At 40.1% G+C, this 17,060-nt stretch carries 11 protein-coding genes; 1 reads left to right on the plus strand and 10 read right to left on the minus strand.

The window, feature by feature from the left end; translation table 11 throughout:
• Positions 1-36 precede the first annotated feature (36 nt).
• A complete protein-coding gene (argE, locus tag LVJ86_RS00990) occupies positions 37-1,194 on the plus strand; it encodes an acetylornithine deacetylase (RefSeq protein ID WP_047760037.1) in 1,158 nt (385 codons plus the stop codon).
• Between the two features lie 168 nt (positions 1,195-1,362).
• Here argE and dnaJ read toward each other — a convergent pair whose 3' ends face one another.
• The 10 genes from dnaJ to kdsA all read right to left on the minus strand — a co-directional run bounded on the left by dnaJ (position 1,363) and on the right by kdsA (position 16,933).
• A complete protein-coding gene (gene dnaJ / locus LVJ86_RS00995) occupies positions 1,363-2,493 on the minus strand; it encodes a molecular chaperone DnaJ (protein WP_047760036.1) in 1,131 nt (376 codons plus the stop codon).
• A gap of 426 nt (positions 2,494-2,919) precedes the next feature.
• On the minus strand, positions 2,920-4,353 hold the full coding sequence (locus LVJ86_RS01000) for a tetratricopeptide repeat protein (protein WP_047760034.1): 1,434 nt from the start codon (positions 4,351-4,353) through the stop codon (positions 2,920-2,922).
• A gap of 208 nt (positions 4,354-4,561) precedes the next feature.
• Positions 4,562-5,854 carry a capsule biosynthesis protein gene (locus tag LVJ86_RS01005; RefSeq protein WP_075968064.1) on the minus strand — a complete coding sequence of 431 codons (1,293 nt, stop codon included), beginning with the start codon at positions 5,852-5,854 and terminating at the stop codon, positions 4,562-4,564.
• Positions 5,855-5,902: 48 nt separating this feature from the next.
• Positions 5,903-7,936: a capsular polysaccharide biosynthesis protein gene (locus LVJ86_RS01010; RefSeq protein ID WP_075968063.1), complete on the minus strand. Its 2,034-nt coding sequence runs from the start codon at positions 7,934-7,936 to the stop codon at positions 5,903-5,905.
• 2 nt (positions 7,937-7,938) lie between these two features.
• A complete protein-coding gene (locus LVJ86_RS01015; RefSeq protein WP_047760033.1) occupies positions 7,939-8,919 on the minus strand; it encodes a CgeB family protein in 981 nt (326 codons plus the stop codon).
• 20 nt (positions 8,920-8,939) lie between these two features.
• A complete protein-coding gene (locus LVJ86_RS01020) occupies positions 8,940-10,115 on the minus strand; it encodes an alpha/beta fold hydrolase (protein ID WP_047760032.1) in 1,176 nt (391 codons plus the stop codon).
• Positions 10,105-12,861 carry a glycosyltransferase family 4 protein gene (locus LVJ86_RS01025; RefSeq protein ID WP_047760031.1) on the minus strand — a complete coding sequence of 919 codons (2,757 nt, stop codon included), beginning with the start codon at positions 12,859-12,861 and terminating at the stop codon, positions 10,105-10,107. The genes LVJ86_RS01020 and LVJ86_RS01025 overlap by 11 nt, the downstream gene beginning before the upstream one ends.
• Positions 12,862-12,941: 80 nt before the next feature.
• On the minus strand, positions 12,942-14,210 hold the full coding sequence (gene wecC, locus LVJ86_RS01030; protein ID WP_047760030.1) for a UDP-N-acetyl-D-mannosamine dehydrogenase: 1,269 nt from the start codon (positions 14,208-14,210) through the stop codon (positions 12,942-12,944).
• A gap of 21 nt (positions 14,211-14,231) precedes the next feature.
• The gene (gene wecB / locus LVJ86_RS01035; RefSeq protein WP_047760029.1) at positions 14,232-15,356 is read right to left on the minus strand and encodes a non-hydrolyzing UDP-N-acetylglucosamine 2-epimerase; all 1,125 of its coding nucleotides are present in this window, start codon (positions 15,354-15,356) and stop codon (positions 14,232-14,234) included.
• Between the two features lie 725 nt (positions 15,357-16,081).
• The gene (kdsA, locus tag LVJ86_RS01040) at positions 16,082-16,933 is read right to left on the minus strand and encodes a 3-deoxy-8-phosphooctulonate synthase (protein ID WP_047760028.1); all 852 of its coding nucleotides are present in this window, start codon (positions 16,931-16,933) and stop codon (positions 16,082-16,084) included.
• Between the last annotated feature and the right edge of the window lie 127 nt (positions 16,934-17,060).

Consider the following 17,060-nt stretch of genomic DNA (forward strand, 5'->3'; position numbering starts at 1 on the left):
TCAAAGTAGTTTATCCGCTTTTGAAATGAGTTTGCCATGAATACAGTCGACCGTCTCAGCCGCTTGATTGCCTTCGATACCACCAGCCGTTTGTCGAATCTGAATTTGATTCGCGATTGTGCCGATTATTTGGATTCTTTCGGGTTGAAACCGTGGCTGGCTTATAACGCCGACCAAACTAAAGCCAATCTGTTTGTTACCGTGCCGGCTGCAAACGGCAGTACGGAAGGCGGATTGATATTCAGCGGCCATACCGACGTTGTGCCGACAGACGGGCAAAAATGGTTGAGCGATCCTTATCAAGCGGATATTCGCGACGGCAGGCTTTACGGGCGGGGCAGTGCCGATATGAAAGGTTTTATCGCGTCCGTGTTGGCTGCCGTACCGGATATGGTGTCTGCCCGTTTGGATAAACCGCTGCATATTGCTTTGTCTTATGACGAGGAAATCGGTTGTTTGGGCGCGCCGGTGATGATTGGTGAGTTGCAGCGTCGGGGCCTTAGCCCGGAGTATTGTATAGTCGGCGAGCCTACTTCGATGCGTATGGTGGTGGCGCATAAAGGTATTCATACTTTCCGCTGCTGCGTGCACGGTAAGGCGGTTCATTCATCTTTAACGCCGCAAGGGGTGAATGCTATCGAATATGCGGCCAAGTTGATTGTGTTTATCAACGATTTGGCAGGCCGTCTGAAACAGCGTCATGATAACGACCCTGATTACGACGTACCGTTTTCCACACTAAGCGTGAATACGATTGGTGGTGGCATTGCCAGTAATATTGTGCCTCAGCTATGCGAGTTTGAATTTGATTACCGCAATTTGCCGCATATGACACCTGCCGATATTGTCGGGCCGATAGAAACCTATATCCGCGAAGTGCTTGAGCCGCAAATGAAGGTGATAGATGCGGCTTGCGGGATTGAAATGAAACATGGGGAAAATGTGCCGGCTATGCCCGAGGCTGAAGCACGGCTGCTGCATGATTTGATTAGCCGATTGGTAGAAGACTCCCGCCGTTTGAAAGTAGCCTATGCCACCGAAGGCGGGCAGTTTCAGCAGGCCGGTATCCATACCGTGATTTGCGGGCCGGGCAGTATCGAGCAGGCACATAAGCCGGATGAATATGTGGAGCTGGCGCAACTGGACCGTTGTGATGCATTTTTAAGAAAGCTGATTGCCGCATATAGCTGCTAGAGATGCGCTAAAGCAGAAGTAGGAAGTATATTTTTCAGGAAAAATGCCGTCTGAAAATTTTCAGACGGCATTTTATTATTTTAGCCCGAATAACTGTTTAGCTGCGCGATGATAAAAAACGGACGGTTTTGGCAAACCATCCGTTTGATGTAGCGGATATTTCGGATATTAGTCGAAAATATCACGAACTTTGTCAAAGAAAGATTTTTGACGCGGGGTTTGAGAGCGGTCAAGGCCGGTTGAAATTTTTTCAAATTCTTCCAGCAGCTCTTTTTGGCGCTCGGTCAGATTAATCGGCGTTTCCACTGCCACATGGCAATACAGGTCGCCCACCGCGCTGGAGCGCAGTGATTTGATACCTTTGCCCTTCACACGCATACGGCGGCCGGTTTGGGTTTCTTTGGGGATGCTCAATTTTACTTTGCCGTCTAATGTCGGTACTTCCACTTCGCCGCCCAAGGCCGCGATAGTGAAGCTGATGGGTAATTCGCAATGCAAATCCAAGCCGTTGCGCTCGAAGGTTTTGTGCTCTTTAACGCGCACGACAACATATAAATCTCCGGGAGGCGCGCCATTTAGGCCGGGTTCGCCTTCACCAGATAGGCGGATACGTTGGCCGTCGTCGATGCCGGCAGGAATGTTGACTTCAACCGTTTTGCTGGTTTTTACACGGCCTTCGCCACGGCATTTAATACACGGATCTTTGATTTCCTTACCTGAGCCGTGACAGGTTGGACAGGTTTGTTGCATTTGGAAAATGGCTTGGCGTACATGAATTGTGCCCGAACCGTGACAGGTTGAACATGTGCTTGCCGAAGTGCCGGGTTTGGCACCGGAGCCGTGGCAGACATCACACTCTTCGTATGTGGGAACGGTAATACGTTTTTTCACACCGAGGGCGGCTTCTTCCAAAGAGATTTCCACCGCATATTGTAAATCTGCGCCTTGGTAATTTTGTTGGCGTCCGCCACCGGCCGCCCCGCCGAACATTTGGCTGAAAATATCGCCGAAGTCGAAGCCTTGCGCGCCGCCGAATCCGCCAAAACCGCCGAATCCGCCCGCACCCATATTGGGGTCGACGCCCGCATGGCCATATTGGTCGTAGGCACTGCGTTTTTCTTTGTCTGAGAGAATGGCATAGGCTTGCTGGATTTCTTTGAATTTGGCCTCCGCCTCGGCATTATCCGGATTACGGTCGGGATGATATTTCATGGCAAGTTTGCGGTAGGCCTTTTTGATTTCTTCATCGCTGGCACTACGTGCAACGCCTAAGGTTTCGTAAAAGTCTTTATTGCTCATAATTGTTTCAAGATGTAAGGGTTTGATTGCGGCTGAATATGTGGGCTGATGGGAAAAACTCAAGGGGGCGGATAAATTTATCGTATTTTCAGACGGCATCTGATGATGGTGCCGCGCTGAATAGATGGCTTAACTTCTTGGATGGGTGTTTCGCAAACAGCTACTTAGATAAGAATTTGGTTTGGCAGGGGATTGTTTACCGTGCAGTGGGAAATATTGTCTGTGAGGTTTCACAATTTATCGGAAAGCATAAGCAAGCGGTTTGCATAATTTTAATATGGCTGACTTTAGATGCCGTCTGAAAATTGATATGCGGAATTATATTGTGCTTTGAATTTGAATTATTAAAGATCTGCACCGTTATTTTTCAGACGGCTTGTAGAGTGCTGAAACGGTGCAGTACTTAATCAGGGAATGGAATACAAATTATTTGGATATGATGCTTTGCCGCCATTTCTGAAGAAGTTTGAGCAAGGCTTCGGGGTGGGGGTGGCCGTTGTCAATTGCCTTTTGCAGCCAGATACAGGCAGTAGCGGTATCGGGGGAGACGCCGGCTCCGTGATAGTAAAGACATGCCAAATTGTATTGGGCCATGGTGTCGTTTTGGCGGGCGGCTTGCTCAAACCAATAGGCAGCTTGGGTCATATCGGTATCTACGCCTTGTCCGTTGTAATACATCATGCCCAAATTGGTTTGCGCTTTGTTGTGGCCTTGTTTCGCGGCCTCAAGATAAAGACGGTGGGCTTGGGCATAATCGGGAGGAGTAGAGAGGCCGTAGTGGCAAGAGAAAGCTTTTTGATAGATTTGTTCGATATGCTGGTGTTGTAATACCTGTTGTTTGGTTTGTTCGTAGGTGTTGTTTGCTTTTAATGCTTCTGCTGCCAGTTGTTTTTGGCGGGCAATTAAATCTCCCTGTTGTGCGGCTTGGTCGTAATATTGGTCGGCCAAGACTGTATCGGCGGTTACGCCCAAGCCGTAGCGGTAAATATCTCCCAACAGACGTAAGGCCAATGGGTGTTTGTGTTGTGCGGCATTTTCGGCATGGCTTCGGGCAAGGGCTGGGTTTCGTTCGGAATGCCGCCCGGTAAGGTATTGTTCTGCCAATATCGCATCGGCATGGGTATCGCCGTGTTCTGCCGCTTTTTTTAGCCACGCCAGTGCGGTTGCCGGATCGGCAGCAAGGCCATGGCCGCCGTGCAATAAGATTTCTCCAAGGGCGGTTTGTGCGGAAATAAGCTCCGCTTCCGCAGCTTGCCGAAAATGATAGGCTGCAGCTTCCCAATCGGTATGAACGCTTTGTCCGTAGCGGTATTGGTTGCCAAGTTGCCAATGTGCGGGCGGAAAGTTTTGCGCCGCCGCTTGCCGGTAGTATTGATGGGCTGCGGCGGGATCGGGCGTAGCTGCGTGTTGATAGTATTGGGCAAGGCTGTATTGGCCGTAAGGATGCCCTTGTTCGGCAGTCCTGCTGGCCCATTTAAATACTTGATCTGTATGGTGTTGTATTTGATAGTATTCGAGCAGGTGGAGCTGGGCGGCAAGCAAACCGGATTCGGCCAGTTGTTCATAAGAATCTAACAGATCTGCCGTATTGATGCCTTGGTTTTCCTGCCATTGCAGCAAATTATATCGGGCGAAAAGATGCCCTTGATTGGCAGCTTTTTCGAGTAGTTTGAGGGCCTCGGGTATGTCGGCAGCGATACCGTTGCCATAGAAGTAACAGCCGGCCAATTGGAATTGTGCTTCAGGGTGACCTGAAGCGGCTGCTTGTTGCAATAAAGGTAATGCCTGAAAGTAATCGGGAGGTGTGGTGCGTAGGTGGGCAAGAGCGTGTTGGAATAATTTTTCACTTGTTGTATTCATAATATATCAATAATGGCAGGGGGCGGCGGATATTAAAGTACTGTAATGATGAAATATACAGCCTCTCTTTGCTCATGCGGTATTAGAGTAAATTTGAAGATTTATTTCTGTATCTATGATTGTGCAGCAGTCGAAAGGTATTCGGAGGGTTACTTTAACGGATAGAACCATGAAGATTTAATGGGACATCATACAAAAAAACTGCTGCTTAGTCAGCAGCAGTTTCCACTGGAGCGTGGCATGTCGTATGGTTTTCCGAGATTGTGTGAGTTATATGGTCAGGCAGGTTGACACGGCTGTAAAAGCTGCCATTTATTTGGGTAACATTGATATGGTACATCCGATAGGCGTGGAAGTATTCAGCATTCGGCTTTTGGGGGTTTTTCCAAAAATCTGCTAATTTGTTTTGGTCTGTAATCCCGGGAATGTCATAACTGGCTCGCCCCATAATTTTGACCGGCATATTATGGATGAGTGCGGATAAACCGCTGGTGCTGTTGATGGTAATCATACCAATGCCGTAGCGGAGCAATACCGGTAACGGAACATCGCGCACATAAAAGATTTTATTACGGCGTTCGGGGTGTTTCTTTAAGAATTTTTTGATGTCTTTTTGATAATCGATAAAGCCTCTATCCATCGGATGGTGTTTAACGATCAAGGTGACGTCTTTCGGAGCATGTAAAGCGAATGAATCCAAAACATGGTAAAGAAAATTTCGTACGGATGAAAAATCACTGTGTACGCGTACTTGGCTGTCATTAAATACCTGCAACGGTAAAATGTAGAATCGGCCAAACTTTCCACTCTTTACCTGCTCTGCAAATTTGTGGTCTTTAAACCAATAGTTGGCACGTTTGAAACCGGATAAAGTCCAAGAGCGGATGTAGTGCCCGATATCGAAATGACGATGGTGGATATAGTTTGGGTATTTACGTTTGAACAGATTAGCTGCTGCGTAATAGATTATGGCCGCACGAGCCATAGGCAGGAATCCTCCGGGGACAGAGGGTGGTTCGTGGTAATTTTGTTCTTTTAATTTCGGATAGGCTTGTTTGAAAAAATCGACTTTCCGCGGCAGTGGGGAATAATCGTTTACGCCTTGTTCTTCTAAGGTAATATAAAAAGGTCGGAAATATCCTTCTTCAAAGGCCCAAAAGCTCAGATTTTCGGTGTGATCCGCCAATTCCTTAGCAATCAAATGGTAAGGACGTGTATCGCCGAAGCAGACAAGCGCATCGATTTGATGGCGTGAAATAAAATCGTTTAGAAATGTGTCGAAGGTTTGGTGGGTGCCTTGATAGCCGAATGTATCGGGTGTGGTTGCGGGATAAAATACTTCATCACCGTAGTTAAAGTTGATTTTAAAAACAGTTTTCCCTTGTTTTTTCAACCATTGGGCAAATTGATAGAAAAAGTCACCTAGCGGGCCTTGTAATAACAAGATACGGTTTGCCGATGAGGTTAATTTTTCTAAATTACTGGCAATGGAGTCAGGCATAACAAGCGGTTATAAAAATAGATGGGCGGTCTAATATATAACAAACTTTCATTTGAGTGAAAGGTAAAGCTGTTTTAATTTTCCCAATTGCTTGCTCAGCCAATTTCTATGTAGCAGATTGTTGCTTTTTTGCATACTTTTTTGTTTTTTAATAACTTCTATTGATATATCTGGTGTTATTAATCTACGGGTTTCTGGGTGGATGTAACTTGGATAGTGTATGAGCGTGCCTGCAATCAATTCTTCTAAACTCAATTTCCGACTGCGTCGGTCAATGGGTAAAAAATCATGTGTTAAGCCCCAGCCGGCATAGAAGGGTAGGCCGTAGCAATAAACCTGCTTGCCCCGTAAAAGCGCTTCAAAGCCGGTTAATGAAGTCATCGTATGTACTTCATCTGCATGTTCTAAGCAGGTGAGGATATCTATTTCCGCTACAATTTGGTCAGCATAAGATTTTGCATCCTTATCTGATACCCCACCGATACGGTTGCCGCTGACTACATCGGGGTGAGGCTTATACAAAATATAAGCATTAGGATTGGTTACTCGTACGGTTTTTAGTAATTCTAAGTTGGTATAGATGGTGGGAGAACCGTAGCGGATCGAAGCATCATCTTCTACCTGGCCGGGTACCAGCAAAACTTTTTTATCGGTAGTAGGAAGCTGTAAGTCTGAACCTCCGATGTTGTATTTTGTAATTGCTGATTCTGTTAGGCTTTGCCGTAATAATAATGCCGTCTGAATGTCATTTTCTTCAAAGTGTTGGTTTTGTAGGATATATTCCAATCGAGACGGTGTTTGGGCATTGAAATAAATGCCTATATCATCAATAACCAATGACAGCGGTGGCACTAAGTTGGAACCAAGGCCGACAGAGCGGATAAAACCGTCTTCCATACGCAGTAGGGGGAGATTATTTTTAGCTGCATAAGTAGCCAGGTCATCATGGCCGCGCCCCCATGCAAGCAAGCGGGCTTTAGGAGAAAGCTGTTTTTTTTGTAGGCTTTTTAAGGAAGGAACAAAATGTAGACGGCAGGAAGGTACATTGAAAAAAGGCTTCATAACAGCCCGTTTCCACAGAGACATCCCGATACAGTAAATATCGCCACGTAGTTTTTCATTCAAGCGGCGGGCAGCCGTTAAATAATTGATAACATCAAATAGAGAGCCGGTTTCACCGGTATAAGGGTTGATATACCGGCTGTATTGTAAATATGCACCGGCAAATAATTGTTCTAATGAGCAGGAAATACGTCGCCGGCTGTCGAGCAGGCGGGAAATATCAGGATGACGGTCATCACTGACTCCCCAGCCTGCATACCACGGTAGGCCAAAAGTGATAACAGGCTTGCCGCATAGCAAGCCTTCAAATCCCATTTGAGAGGTAACACAGTAAATCTTATCAACCGCTTGCAAGAGAGAAATAGGGTTGATATCTTCCGCCAGTATACGAATATTCGATTGGTGTGGCGGTGTGGTCAGATAGCCTTTTTTCTTTCCACTTAAAACATCCGGGTGGGTTTTAATCCAAATTTCGGCATCAGGGTTTTCGGATAGAGCGGCTTCCAGCATTTGGGTGAACGTTTGCTCATCGGCAGCACCGTATTTTACCGCCATATCGCCAAATGTTTGGTCAATAACCAATACGATTTGTTTTTCAGACGGCATGATTTTATGGGTAAGGCCGTCTGAAAAATCAGGAGCATGGTTATATTTGGAAAGGCGATTATTTACAATCAGATCAATAGCCTGACGGCTTTGTTCCAATATTTCAGACGGCATTTGGTCTGATTGGAGAAGTAAGTGTTCTAAACGTGATGGACGGGTGGTGTCGTAATAAATACCTAAATCATCAATTACCATCGAAAAAGACGGCCAGCCTTCAACACCCAAACCCAATGAACGGAGAAAGCCGTCTTCAAGATAAATGATAGGTTTTTTTAATACTGAGTGTATCCAGTGTTCACGGTTAGGATGTTTTTTCCCCCATAAAAGAAATTTTCCTTTACCCTGTTGTCCAGCGTGAAGGAGGAGATGGAGTTGTTTTTGTTGGCGCAATAGTCCTAAGCTTGAAGGATACATAATTATTTTGAATTGGCTATAACGGATTGAATGTTTTGTAAAAACTTGTTCCAGGTGAAGTTGTTCAAAACAAAATCCGCCCCCGCTTTGGCCATTTCCAAATCATTTTTAGACGGTCCGTACTTCAAACGTTCAAACAAAGCTACCGCTTCATCTTCATTGTTTACGATATGGCAATAGTCTTTAAATAACCTATCCATTGCCATGCTGGGTGTAGAAACTAAAATACCGCCGCAAGCCAAAATTTCCACCACCCGCCGTGAAAACATAGTGGGCGAATCTTCAATCGTGTTTACATTCAGCGACACTGCAAAACGGCGGTAGATATCGGCGGTTTGCGCATAATCTAAAGCCGGCATGATTTTCAGGCCGAATTCCTGCCCGGGATAACGGTAGTTGTCTGATTTTCTGTCTGAATTGCGGTCGAAAACCGTAACCGGCAAACCTGCTTTCAAGGCCGCAGAAAACAGCATTTCCTGACGTTCACGACGTTTGCCGTGGATATGCCTGCTGAAACTGCCGACAAAATTCGCCTCCAATTGCCGGAAGTTAAACCCCTGATAGTTATGAATACGGGGCTGGACGGGAAACATCGCCACATCAACCGTGGTTGAAGCGGGCACCACCGCACGATACCGCTCCACACAATTTTCATCCACAGTAAAAATATGGTCGAAATGTTTGGCAGAATCGATAAAACGGTCGAAATGAACCGAATCTTCTTTATTCCAAAAAACGGTAGGAATCCCCTTATCTTTCGCGGCCTGAACCAAACGCACCAGTTTTTCGTTGGTACGTTTGGGGTGGTCGGGATAGGAGGCGATTTTGAATTTCCAGCGGTTTTTATAGCCGTTCCAGGCGGACTCGACAAAAATAACAGGCTTATTTTGACTACTTAACCACCACCAAGCCTTTTGGCAACTAATATTTTCTAAGCACAAGGATTGATGGGTTAGATTGTCACTAATTAAATAGATTTTCATATGTTATTTAAGCAATATTGCTATGCGACGTACTCTTTAAGTAGTGTCAAATTTAGCTTATTCAAAACAGATCCTATATCTTGCCATGCCCGTAATCCAATTCGAAGACGCTTGCAATCTAAAGGTATTGGATAGGTATATAGTTTTTCAACAGATATATCATTATCTTGGCCGCTAATATAATTAAAAAAACCAATTTCAGAATTATTAGATTTTTTAAAAAAGCCATCTGGAGGAGCAATGCCATCAAAATCTATAGTAAATAAGGCAGGAATCTGATGGGTTCCACTAGTTGTTAATTTAATTAGTAACTTTAATTTATTAAATCCAAATCCTTCTAGGGAGATCCACTCGGACCAGCATATATTGGTTTTTAGATTAACATGAGAATTTAATTCGAATTGTTTTATAAAATTAATAATTTCTTCGAATTCTCCTTTAGTATTTATTTTTTTCTCTGTAAGATGTATAAAATCTTTATTATTTTTTTCTGTGTTTTTAATATGGATATCTGTATATTTTTTAAATAACTCCAGTGATTCAGATATATTGTATATTACGGCATGTTGGTTATTAGGCCTAACTTCTAAATACATTTTTTGTCTAATTCCATGTAAATGTCTTAGAAATGGAAATCCTTGCTCACTAAAGTAATTTAAACCTTCTAGTTGATTAAAAGTAATAATGAAAACAGTATCAGTCGCTGTCTTGATCACTCTTGTCAAATCATTGTATTTAGATGATTCATCACCATTTAATACATACTCTAAGCAAGATTTCATATTTTTGTTATGTAAAATATAAGTAGATCCTAAAAGTTTAGTTTGTGGGACATTGGCATAAACTGCAGCAACATTATTTAGATATCCATGTAATATAGCAGCATATCCTCCCATGCTACTTCCCCAGCAGAAAACTTGCTCTGAGTTACACTCGTACTTTAACTTGGTAATGATTTGTTTTATTGCATTGATCCAAAAAAAATCCCCCTCTTCACCAAGGAACCAAGAGCCGATATCTTCATGACCAAATGTATCCATAATTGCAACAACATTTATATTAGGATCTCTAAATTTAGCTGGAATTTTATTATATCCAGCACCGTGAAAAATAATTAAAATCGGAGCTGAAGTTTGTTGTGCTTTAAAGTGATAGTATAGGAACTCTCTTCCGTTTAATATTAGTTTATTTAACATTATTTGATCCTGAAATTATTGATGTAATTTGATTAAATATGATGTTTTTTCCATAATTATCTATAATGTAGTTTCTATTTTCTTGTAGTGTTTGCTCATTTTTTTTGTGTAAAAAATTCAGTATATGATTTTTGGCAGCATAAATAGAATCTACAATCCAATCATCTCTATAAATTGTATGAGCTTCTTCCCAGCTCCATACTATAGGAATACAACCTGCTAATACACCATCAGCTAATGCATAGTGGAAAGATTCTGAATCTGAGGGTGACAATATAAAGTCAACATCCTGATACCATAAAGCAACATCATTTCCCCAATCGTCAAATATGATTTTATTAGATAGCCCTTTTGCTTCAATATTTTTATAAATATTATAATAATATTCCATTTCTTGAGCGCGACTTGGTGCTTTCATCATTTCCATATTTTCAGGGCGGTGTCCTTTTATTCTTAATTCAGCATCAATCCCTTCTTTTAATAAAGCTTCTAATGTATCTACTGCTCTATCTAATCTTTTTAGTTGGGGAACGATACCAACCATGCCTAATACAACTTTGTTAGGATTTTTTTTGAAATTTTTAATTGGTTTAAATTCATCATCAAATACAAAATTTGGAATGACAATAGTTTTTTCAATAGGAATTCTAAATAATTTAATATATTCATCTCGTATTCGTTTAGATACAAAAATTACTTTTGTTACTTTGTTAAAGTCAATTTGCTTGCCGAATTTTTGTGCGCGTTCTCGTATTTCTTGTGCATGAACACGGATATACAGTGGCTTATTTTCAATATTATTCCTAGAAAACCAAACTGCATTAGCAAGTCCCCATTCACAAAAAATAATATCGGCATTGTTATAGTTATTCTTTGTTTTTTGAAGGTTTATAACCTGCCCCCACTCCCACTTATCTCGTATAACTCTTCGTCCATTAGACTTTAATTGAGAAATATAGCCATCAATAAATTTGAAATCATGGCTAGCAAAACAGATCAGAGGTTCATTTACTTGTGAATTTATTATATTAAAGGGCTGAAGTTTTTTAATGCGCTGGGCAACATTGCTAATTGAATGTTTGATTTCTAAATGCTTTGCTATTTTAGATAAATCATATACGGTATTTTTATTTTCCATAATTTGATTAAAATCATCTTGATTGCGAACATAAAAAGGATAATTCTCTCCAAGTTCATTTTTATGAATAGTGCTAGGGTAGCATATTAATTTTTGTTGCATTGCTATAGCTTCAAGTAGTTTAGTTGAAAGCTCTAGTGTATTATCTTCAAAGAATCCGGGTCGATATGCCCAAACATAATCCATTTCTTTAAGTAAATTTATACATTGTTCTCGATTAAAGGTGGTGTAGTGTTCGGCACCTGATTGGCTAATTAATTGATGAATTTTAGCTACAAAAGGCTTTCTTTGCTCTCCGGGGGCTGAAATTTTATTGGCTGCAATAAATAGTTTTATTTTTAAGTTTTTATTAGTTTTGTTAAAATCTTTTGCCCATGTAAGTAATTCCTCTACCCCCCAATTGGGCATAATTTTTCCTGCATAGCCAATTTTTATTTCTAATACATCTGATTTTTTAGTAGGATTAGAAAGCTTAGGTTGAAATATTTGATCTGGTAAGGATGGCGGCAAATATGCATAGTTATTGTGCTCATAACCAATCAATGAAAATATTTTATTTTTCATCTCTTGCGTTTGAATTAATAATAATCTTGATTGTAAGGCAATATTTTTAACTAAACGGGTTTTTTCCTCACTAATTTCAATTTTTCCATCTTTAACTTCATAAAAATCAGTAATATATGATATGCTTCTATACTTAAATTGTCTGTTTGAAATAAGCTCATTAGCTGCCGTAACACCACGAACAAAAACACCTCTTAACTGTGGGTGTATGCCATCGATAGTACGAATAATTTCTAATGCCATTTTTTCATCTAATAAATTTAAATTAGAATAGTCAGTAGGTTGTAGCAAAATTATATTCTCAATATTTTTAATGTTGGAAATAATAATGTTATTTCGTAAATTTTCTTTTAGTAACAATATAGTTTTGTAGTTGGTTGCCAGTATATCTGATACAGAAGACATCCAAATAGATGAGCCATCGGCAATGTTAGGAGAAATATTTGCGTAAATCAGATATGTATCTTGATCAAGTACTGTAGATAATTTTTCAGTTAGTTTTTGCAAGTGGATTGTAGGAGATGGAATTGTAGTTTCTGGTGAGTTGATGGATGCATGTGTTTTGCTAATTAGGCCAATTTCTTGAATTTCAAAATCTAAATTAGAGGCTGTTATTAATTTAACCATTAAAAAATTAGTATTTTTGTGAATGTTAATTGATGCCCCACTTTGATATAAGCTATTTCTACTTCTTCCTCCTCCTATATAACTTAACATGCCTGTTTCTCCAAGAGAAAGGCCTAATTTTTTAGCGATATATTGGCTTTGAGATGCTCCACTTATTTCAAAAGTTGCCCAAGCCAGCTTACGATTTTTATGTAGGGGGGTGCTTTTATGTCTTATAATTAAATCATATCTGTCTTTTGGTAAGTTATTAAAAACAAATACTTTATTTTGTATTTTACTAAAATTGTTGGCATTAAAAAACGTATTACATGGTACAATAATAATATTATTATCCTTAAACAATTTATTGATTTTTCTTAATTGTTTTTTACTTCTAAAATATGAAAATATAGAATTAATAATAGATTGAATAGTCATTGGGATTTATCTTTGAAATACCTATGAAAATAATTTGCCATTACCTTAATAAAGATAATGGCACAAGTATACGAGGTTATTTACAAAATACCTTTTGTATCTACAATAACCGCATCCACAGAGGCCGTCTGAATCGCTTTAAATTCTTTGTGGTCAACCAAAACTACCAAAACATCGGCTTCTTCCAATGCTTTGTCTAGTTTGGCGTGGCGGATATTTTTGGCTGCAAGTTTGGCCGGCAGGGTTTCAACGTTCGGCTCAACCGCCAAAATCTGATTGGGATATTTCTCTGCCAGTTGTTCGGTAATCTTTAAGGCAGGGCTTTCGCGCAAGTCGTCGATATCGGGTTTGAATGCTAATCCCAAGCAGGCGATTTTGATGTCGGCTATGGTTTTGCCGGGGGTTTTCTGCAAAGCTTCAATTACTGCGCCGTTGATTTTGCCGATAACCCATTCGGGCTTGCCATCGTTTACCAGGCGTGCGGTGTGGATCAGTTTGGCTAAGTCGGGTGTTTTGTTAACGATAAACCACGGATCGACGGCAATGCAGTGGCCTCCTACGCCGCAGCCCGGTTGCAGGATGTTGACACGGGGGTGGCGGTTGGCGAGTGAAATCAATTCCCACACGTTGATATCCAGTTTGTCGCAAATAATGGAAAGTTCGTTGGCAAAGGCGATGTTTACGTCGCGGAAAGAGTTTTCGGTTAGTTTGCACATTTCTGCTGTTCTGGCATTGGTAATAATGCAATTCCCCTTGACAAAGGTTTTGTATAGAGCAGCGGCTTGTTCTGAACATTTTTTAGTCATACCGCCGATGATTCGATCATTTTCTATCAATTCCCTCATAACCTGACCAGGTAGAACCCTTTCGGGGCAATGTGCGATACGAATATCTGATGCTTCTCCAGTTTGCTGGGGGAAGGTTAGATCAGGGCGTGCCAAGGCAAGCCAATCTGCCATTTGTTCGGTTGCGCCAACTGGTGAAGTAGATTCGAGTATAACTAAACCACCTTTCTTTAATACGGGAGCAATTGCATTGCAGGCTGCTTTAATATAGCTTAAATCAGGTTCGTGATTATTACCTTTAAACGGTGTTGGAACAGCAATCAAAAATGCTTGCGCAGGCTCTGGAGTTAGAGTAGCTCGTAATATTCCTTTTGATACACAGTCGTGTACTGCGGTATCAAGATCAGGTTCTACAATGTGGATTTTCCCTTGATTGATTATTTCAACAGCATGTTGATTTACATCAACACCAATAACATTGATACCGTGTTGGGCAAAAACGGCCGCAGTTGGTAAACCGATATAGCCGAGTCCAATTACCGAGATAGTGTTAAATTGAGACATAATTTTCCTTTAATGAGAAGTTTAATTAATTTTTTTTAATATATTCAATATTTTTTCTACTGCAGTACCATCCCCGTAAGGGTTATGGGAGTCTGCCATTTTTTTGTATTCCTGTGGTTCTGTGAGCAGAATATGGACATTTTTGACAATTGACTCTTGTGCGGTGCCAACGAGTTTTACAGTTCCAGCTATAACTGCTTCTGGACGTTCGGTTGTATCTCGCATTACTAAAACAGGTTTGCCTAATGAAGGCGCTTCTTCTTGTATACCGCCGGAATCGGTTAAGATAATCGAAGAAATTTTCATTAAATATACAAATGAAAAATAATCTAATGGTTCAATGAGGTGGATATTTGCTCGATTTGCAAGTAGGCGATTAACCGGTTGTTGGACATTGGGATTAAGATGGACGGGATATACGAACTGTACCTCAGGGTGCATGAGACTTAATGTTGAGATGGCTCGACATATATTCTCAAAACCTTGTCCAAAATTTTCCCTTCGATGTCCTGTAATTAAAACTATTTTACCATTGTTTAAAAAAGAAAAATTTTCCTGATAGTGCTGTATGAGTTGAGGGTTTGATTCTATTTTATTACATGCTAAGAACAAGGCGTCGATTACAGTATTTCCTGTTGTATAGATGGTATCTTCGGAGATACCTTCATTTAGTAAATTTATTTTAACATTTTCTGTGGGGGCAAAATGATATTTGGCTATGGCACCGGTAATTTTTCTATTTCCTTCTTCGGGCCATGGAGAATAAATATTGTGTGTACGAAGTCCTGCTTCGACATGAGCAATATCAATTTTATTATAGTATGCTGCAAGAGAAGTAGCTAATGTAGTTGAGGTATCTCCATGTACAAAGATAATATCAGGGCAGTAGTCATCAATAACATATTGTATTTTATTTAAAATATTAGATGTTATTGATGATAATGTTTGTTGGCCATTCATGATATCCAAGTCGTAATCAGGTGTAATGTCAAATAAATCTAAGACTTGATCTAGCATTTGGCGATGTTGTGCAGTAACGCACACTTTAAAATCAAAATTTTGTTGTTTTAAACCCTCTATTAAGGGTGCCATTTTAATTGCCTCGGGGCGAGTTCCAAAGACAATAAGTAGTTTTTTTTCCGTCATAGTGTTATGGTCTAATGTTAATGTTGTAGGGATAATAATTATTTGAATGAGTTGATTATTAAAAAATTAGCACTTTAATATATAGGCAGAGATGATTCAAAACGTTTGAAATAGCCTTATGAAGAGAAAGGTGTTTTAAGTTACATAAATATCTAACTTGAGTTTGTTTAAATTGAAGCCGCAATGTTTATTATGAAGTATATTGATAGAATAGTTTTAGGATGGTTCTGATAAATTTGCTATCAATAATATTATTACAATAGTAAATAACTTGGGAATTGTAACCCTAAGTTATAATATTGGCAAGTAGTCATTTGTTTTATGTAAATTTTATAGCTCACTAAATTTAGTAGAAGCTATAATATTATGGGATTCATAGAGTATTTTGGTTTGTTAAGAGAACTGATTTATTCTAAGAGTTCGGGATTTATTGTTATTTTCACACTCTTAAGCAATAAGTAAATGTGGATACGAAGCTGAGGACGGTGATTTTTGGAAGGTGAATGTTTATTTTAAAATGAATGTTTTTAAATTGATAGTTGTTTGGTATTAGTTTAATGCATTGCAAAATGAAAATATGTTTTTGGAATATCCTACTTTTCAAAAGTGTTTATAAGTTTATAATAGGCAAATTGTACTTGTGTTGTAAGCACTGCCATCAATCAAAATTAACACTACTTTTTTTAAGGCAGTAGTGTTAATTTCAGATTTAGAATTTTGTTAAGTTAGTTAATTGTTAATATTGGCAAGGTTTTTACGATATCGTCGATAGCTTTTACTTGTACAAGAAAATCTTCTAAGTGCTCAAGTGGTAGGGCGCTTGCTCCATCACATTTTGCCTCGTCTGGGTTGGGGTGCGATTCTAGAAAAAGCCCACCCAGTCTTACAGCCATTCCGGCAAGAGCTAAGTCTACTACTTGATTGCGCCTTCCTCCTGAGATAGCAGAATTGGACTCGCGTTGTTGTAAGGAATGGGTGACATCAAAAATAATTGGTAGTTCGTTGCAGGTTGATTTCATTACACCAAAGCCTAGCATATCAACTATTAAGTTATCGTAACCAAAGTTACTTCCTCGCTCGCATAATATAATTTGATTATTTCCAGCTTCTTGAAATTTATCAACTATATTTTTAACTTGAGTGGGGCTTAAAAATTGTGGTTTTTTTATATTTATAACGCGTTGGGTTTTTGCCATTGCAATGACTAAATCAGTTTGGCGAGCTAAAAATGCAGGCAGTTGAAGTATATCGCATACTTCTGCAACAAGTGCACATTGCCATGGCTCATGAACATCGGTAATAATTGGAACATTAAATTTTTCTTTTAGTGCTCGGAATATAGTCAGCCCTTTATCGATCCCAACACCGCGGAATGAATGTATAGAAGAACGGTTGGCTTTGTCGAAGGATGCCTTAAAAATATAGGGAATGTCTAGTTTACTTGTAATTTCAAGGTACTTTTCACAAGCAAATAAGGTCGAATCTAAATCTTCTAATACATTAATTCCGCCAAAAAGAGTAAACGGTAAATTATTTCCTATGGTAATATTGTAATTTTGAAGTGTAATATTTTTCATGATGTTCTCTGGGACTGTAGCGTGTTAAAGTGTCGGAAGGTGAGTGAAGCTACCTTTGGTCTATATCGGGCTTAGGGAATATAATAATGAAAACTTGGGTATTGTATAGATAAAATATTTTTCTGTA

This window comes from Neisseria arctica, from assembly GCF_022870905.1.
Lineage (GTDB): Bacteria > Pseudomonadota > Gammaproteobacteria > Burkholderiales > Neisseriaceae > Neisseria > Neisseria arctica.

What these genes read in the sequence shown, in the direction of transcription:
- argE (WP_047760037.1), top strand. Translation starts at nt 37, where the DNA reads ATGAATACAGTCGACCGTCTCAGCCGCTTGATTGCCTTCGATACCACC.
- dnaJ (WP_047760036.1), bottom strand. Translation starts at nt 2,493, where the DNA reads ATGAGCAATAAAGACTTTTACGAAACCTTAGGCGTTGCACGTAGTGCC.
- LVJ86_RS01000 (WP_047760034.1), bottom strand. Translation starts at nt 4,353, where the DNA reads ATGAATACAACAAGTGAAAAATTATTCCAACACGCTCTTGCCCACCTA.
- LVJ86_RS01005 (WP_075968064.1), bottom strand. Translation starts at nt 5,854, where the DNA reads ATGCCTGACTCCATTGCCAGTAATTTAGAAAAATTAACCTCATCGGCA.
- LVJ86_RS01010 (WP_075968063.1), bottom strand. Translation starts at nt 7,936, where the DNA reads ATGTATCCTTCAAGCTTAGGACTATTGCGCCAACAAAAACAACTCCAT.
- LVJ86_RS01015 (WP_047760033.1), bottom strand. Translation starts at nt 8,919, where the DNA reads ATGAAAATCTATTTAATTAGTGACAATCTAACCCATCAATCCTTGTGC.
- LVJ86_RS01020 (WP_047760032.1), bottom strand. Translation starts at nt 10,115, where the DNA reads ATGTTAAATAAACTAATATTAAACGGAAGAGAGTTCCTATACTATCAC.
- LVJ86_RS01025 (WP_047760031.1), bottom strand. Translation starts at nt 12,861, where the DNA reads ATGACTATTCAATCTATTATTAATTCTATATTTTCATATTTTAGAAGT.
- wecC (WP_047760030.1), bottom strand. Translation starts at nt 14,210, where the DNA reads ATGTCTCAATTTAACACTATCTCGGTAATTGGACTCGGCTATATCGGT.
- wecB (WP_047760029.1), bottom strand. Translation starts at nt 15,356, where the DNA reads ATGACGGAAAAAAAACTACTTATTGTCTTTGGAACTCGCCCCGAGGCA.
- kdsA (WP_047760028.1), bottom strand. Translation starts at nt 16,933, where the DNA reads ATGAAAAATATTACACTTCAAAATTACAATATTACCATAGGAAATAAT.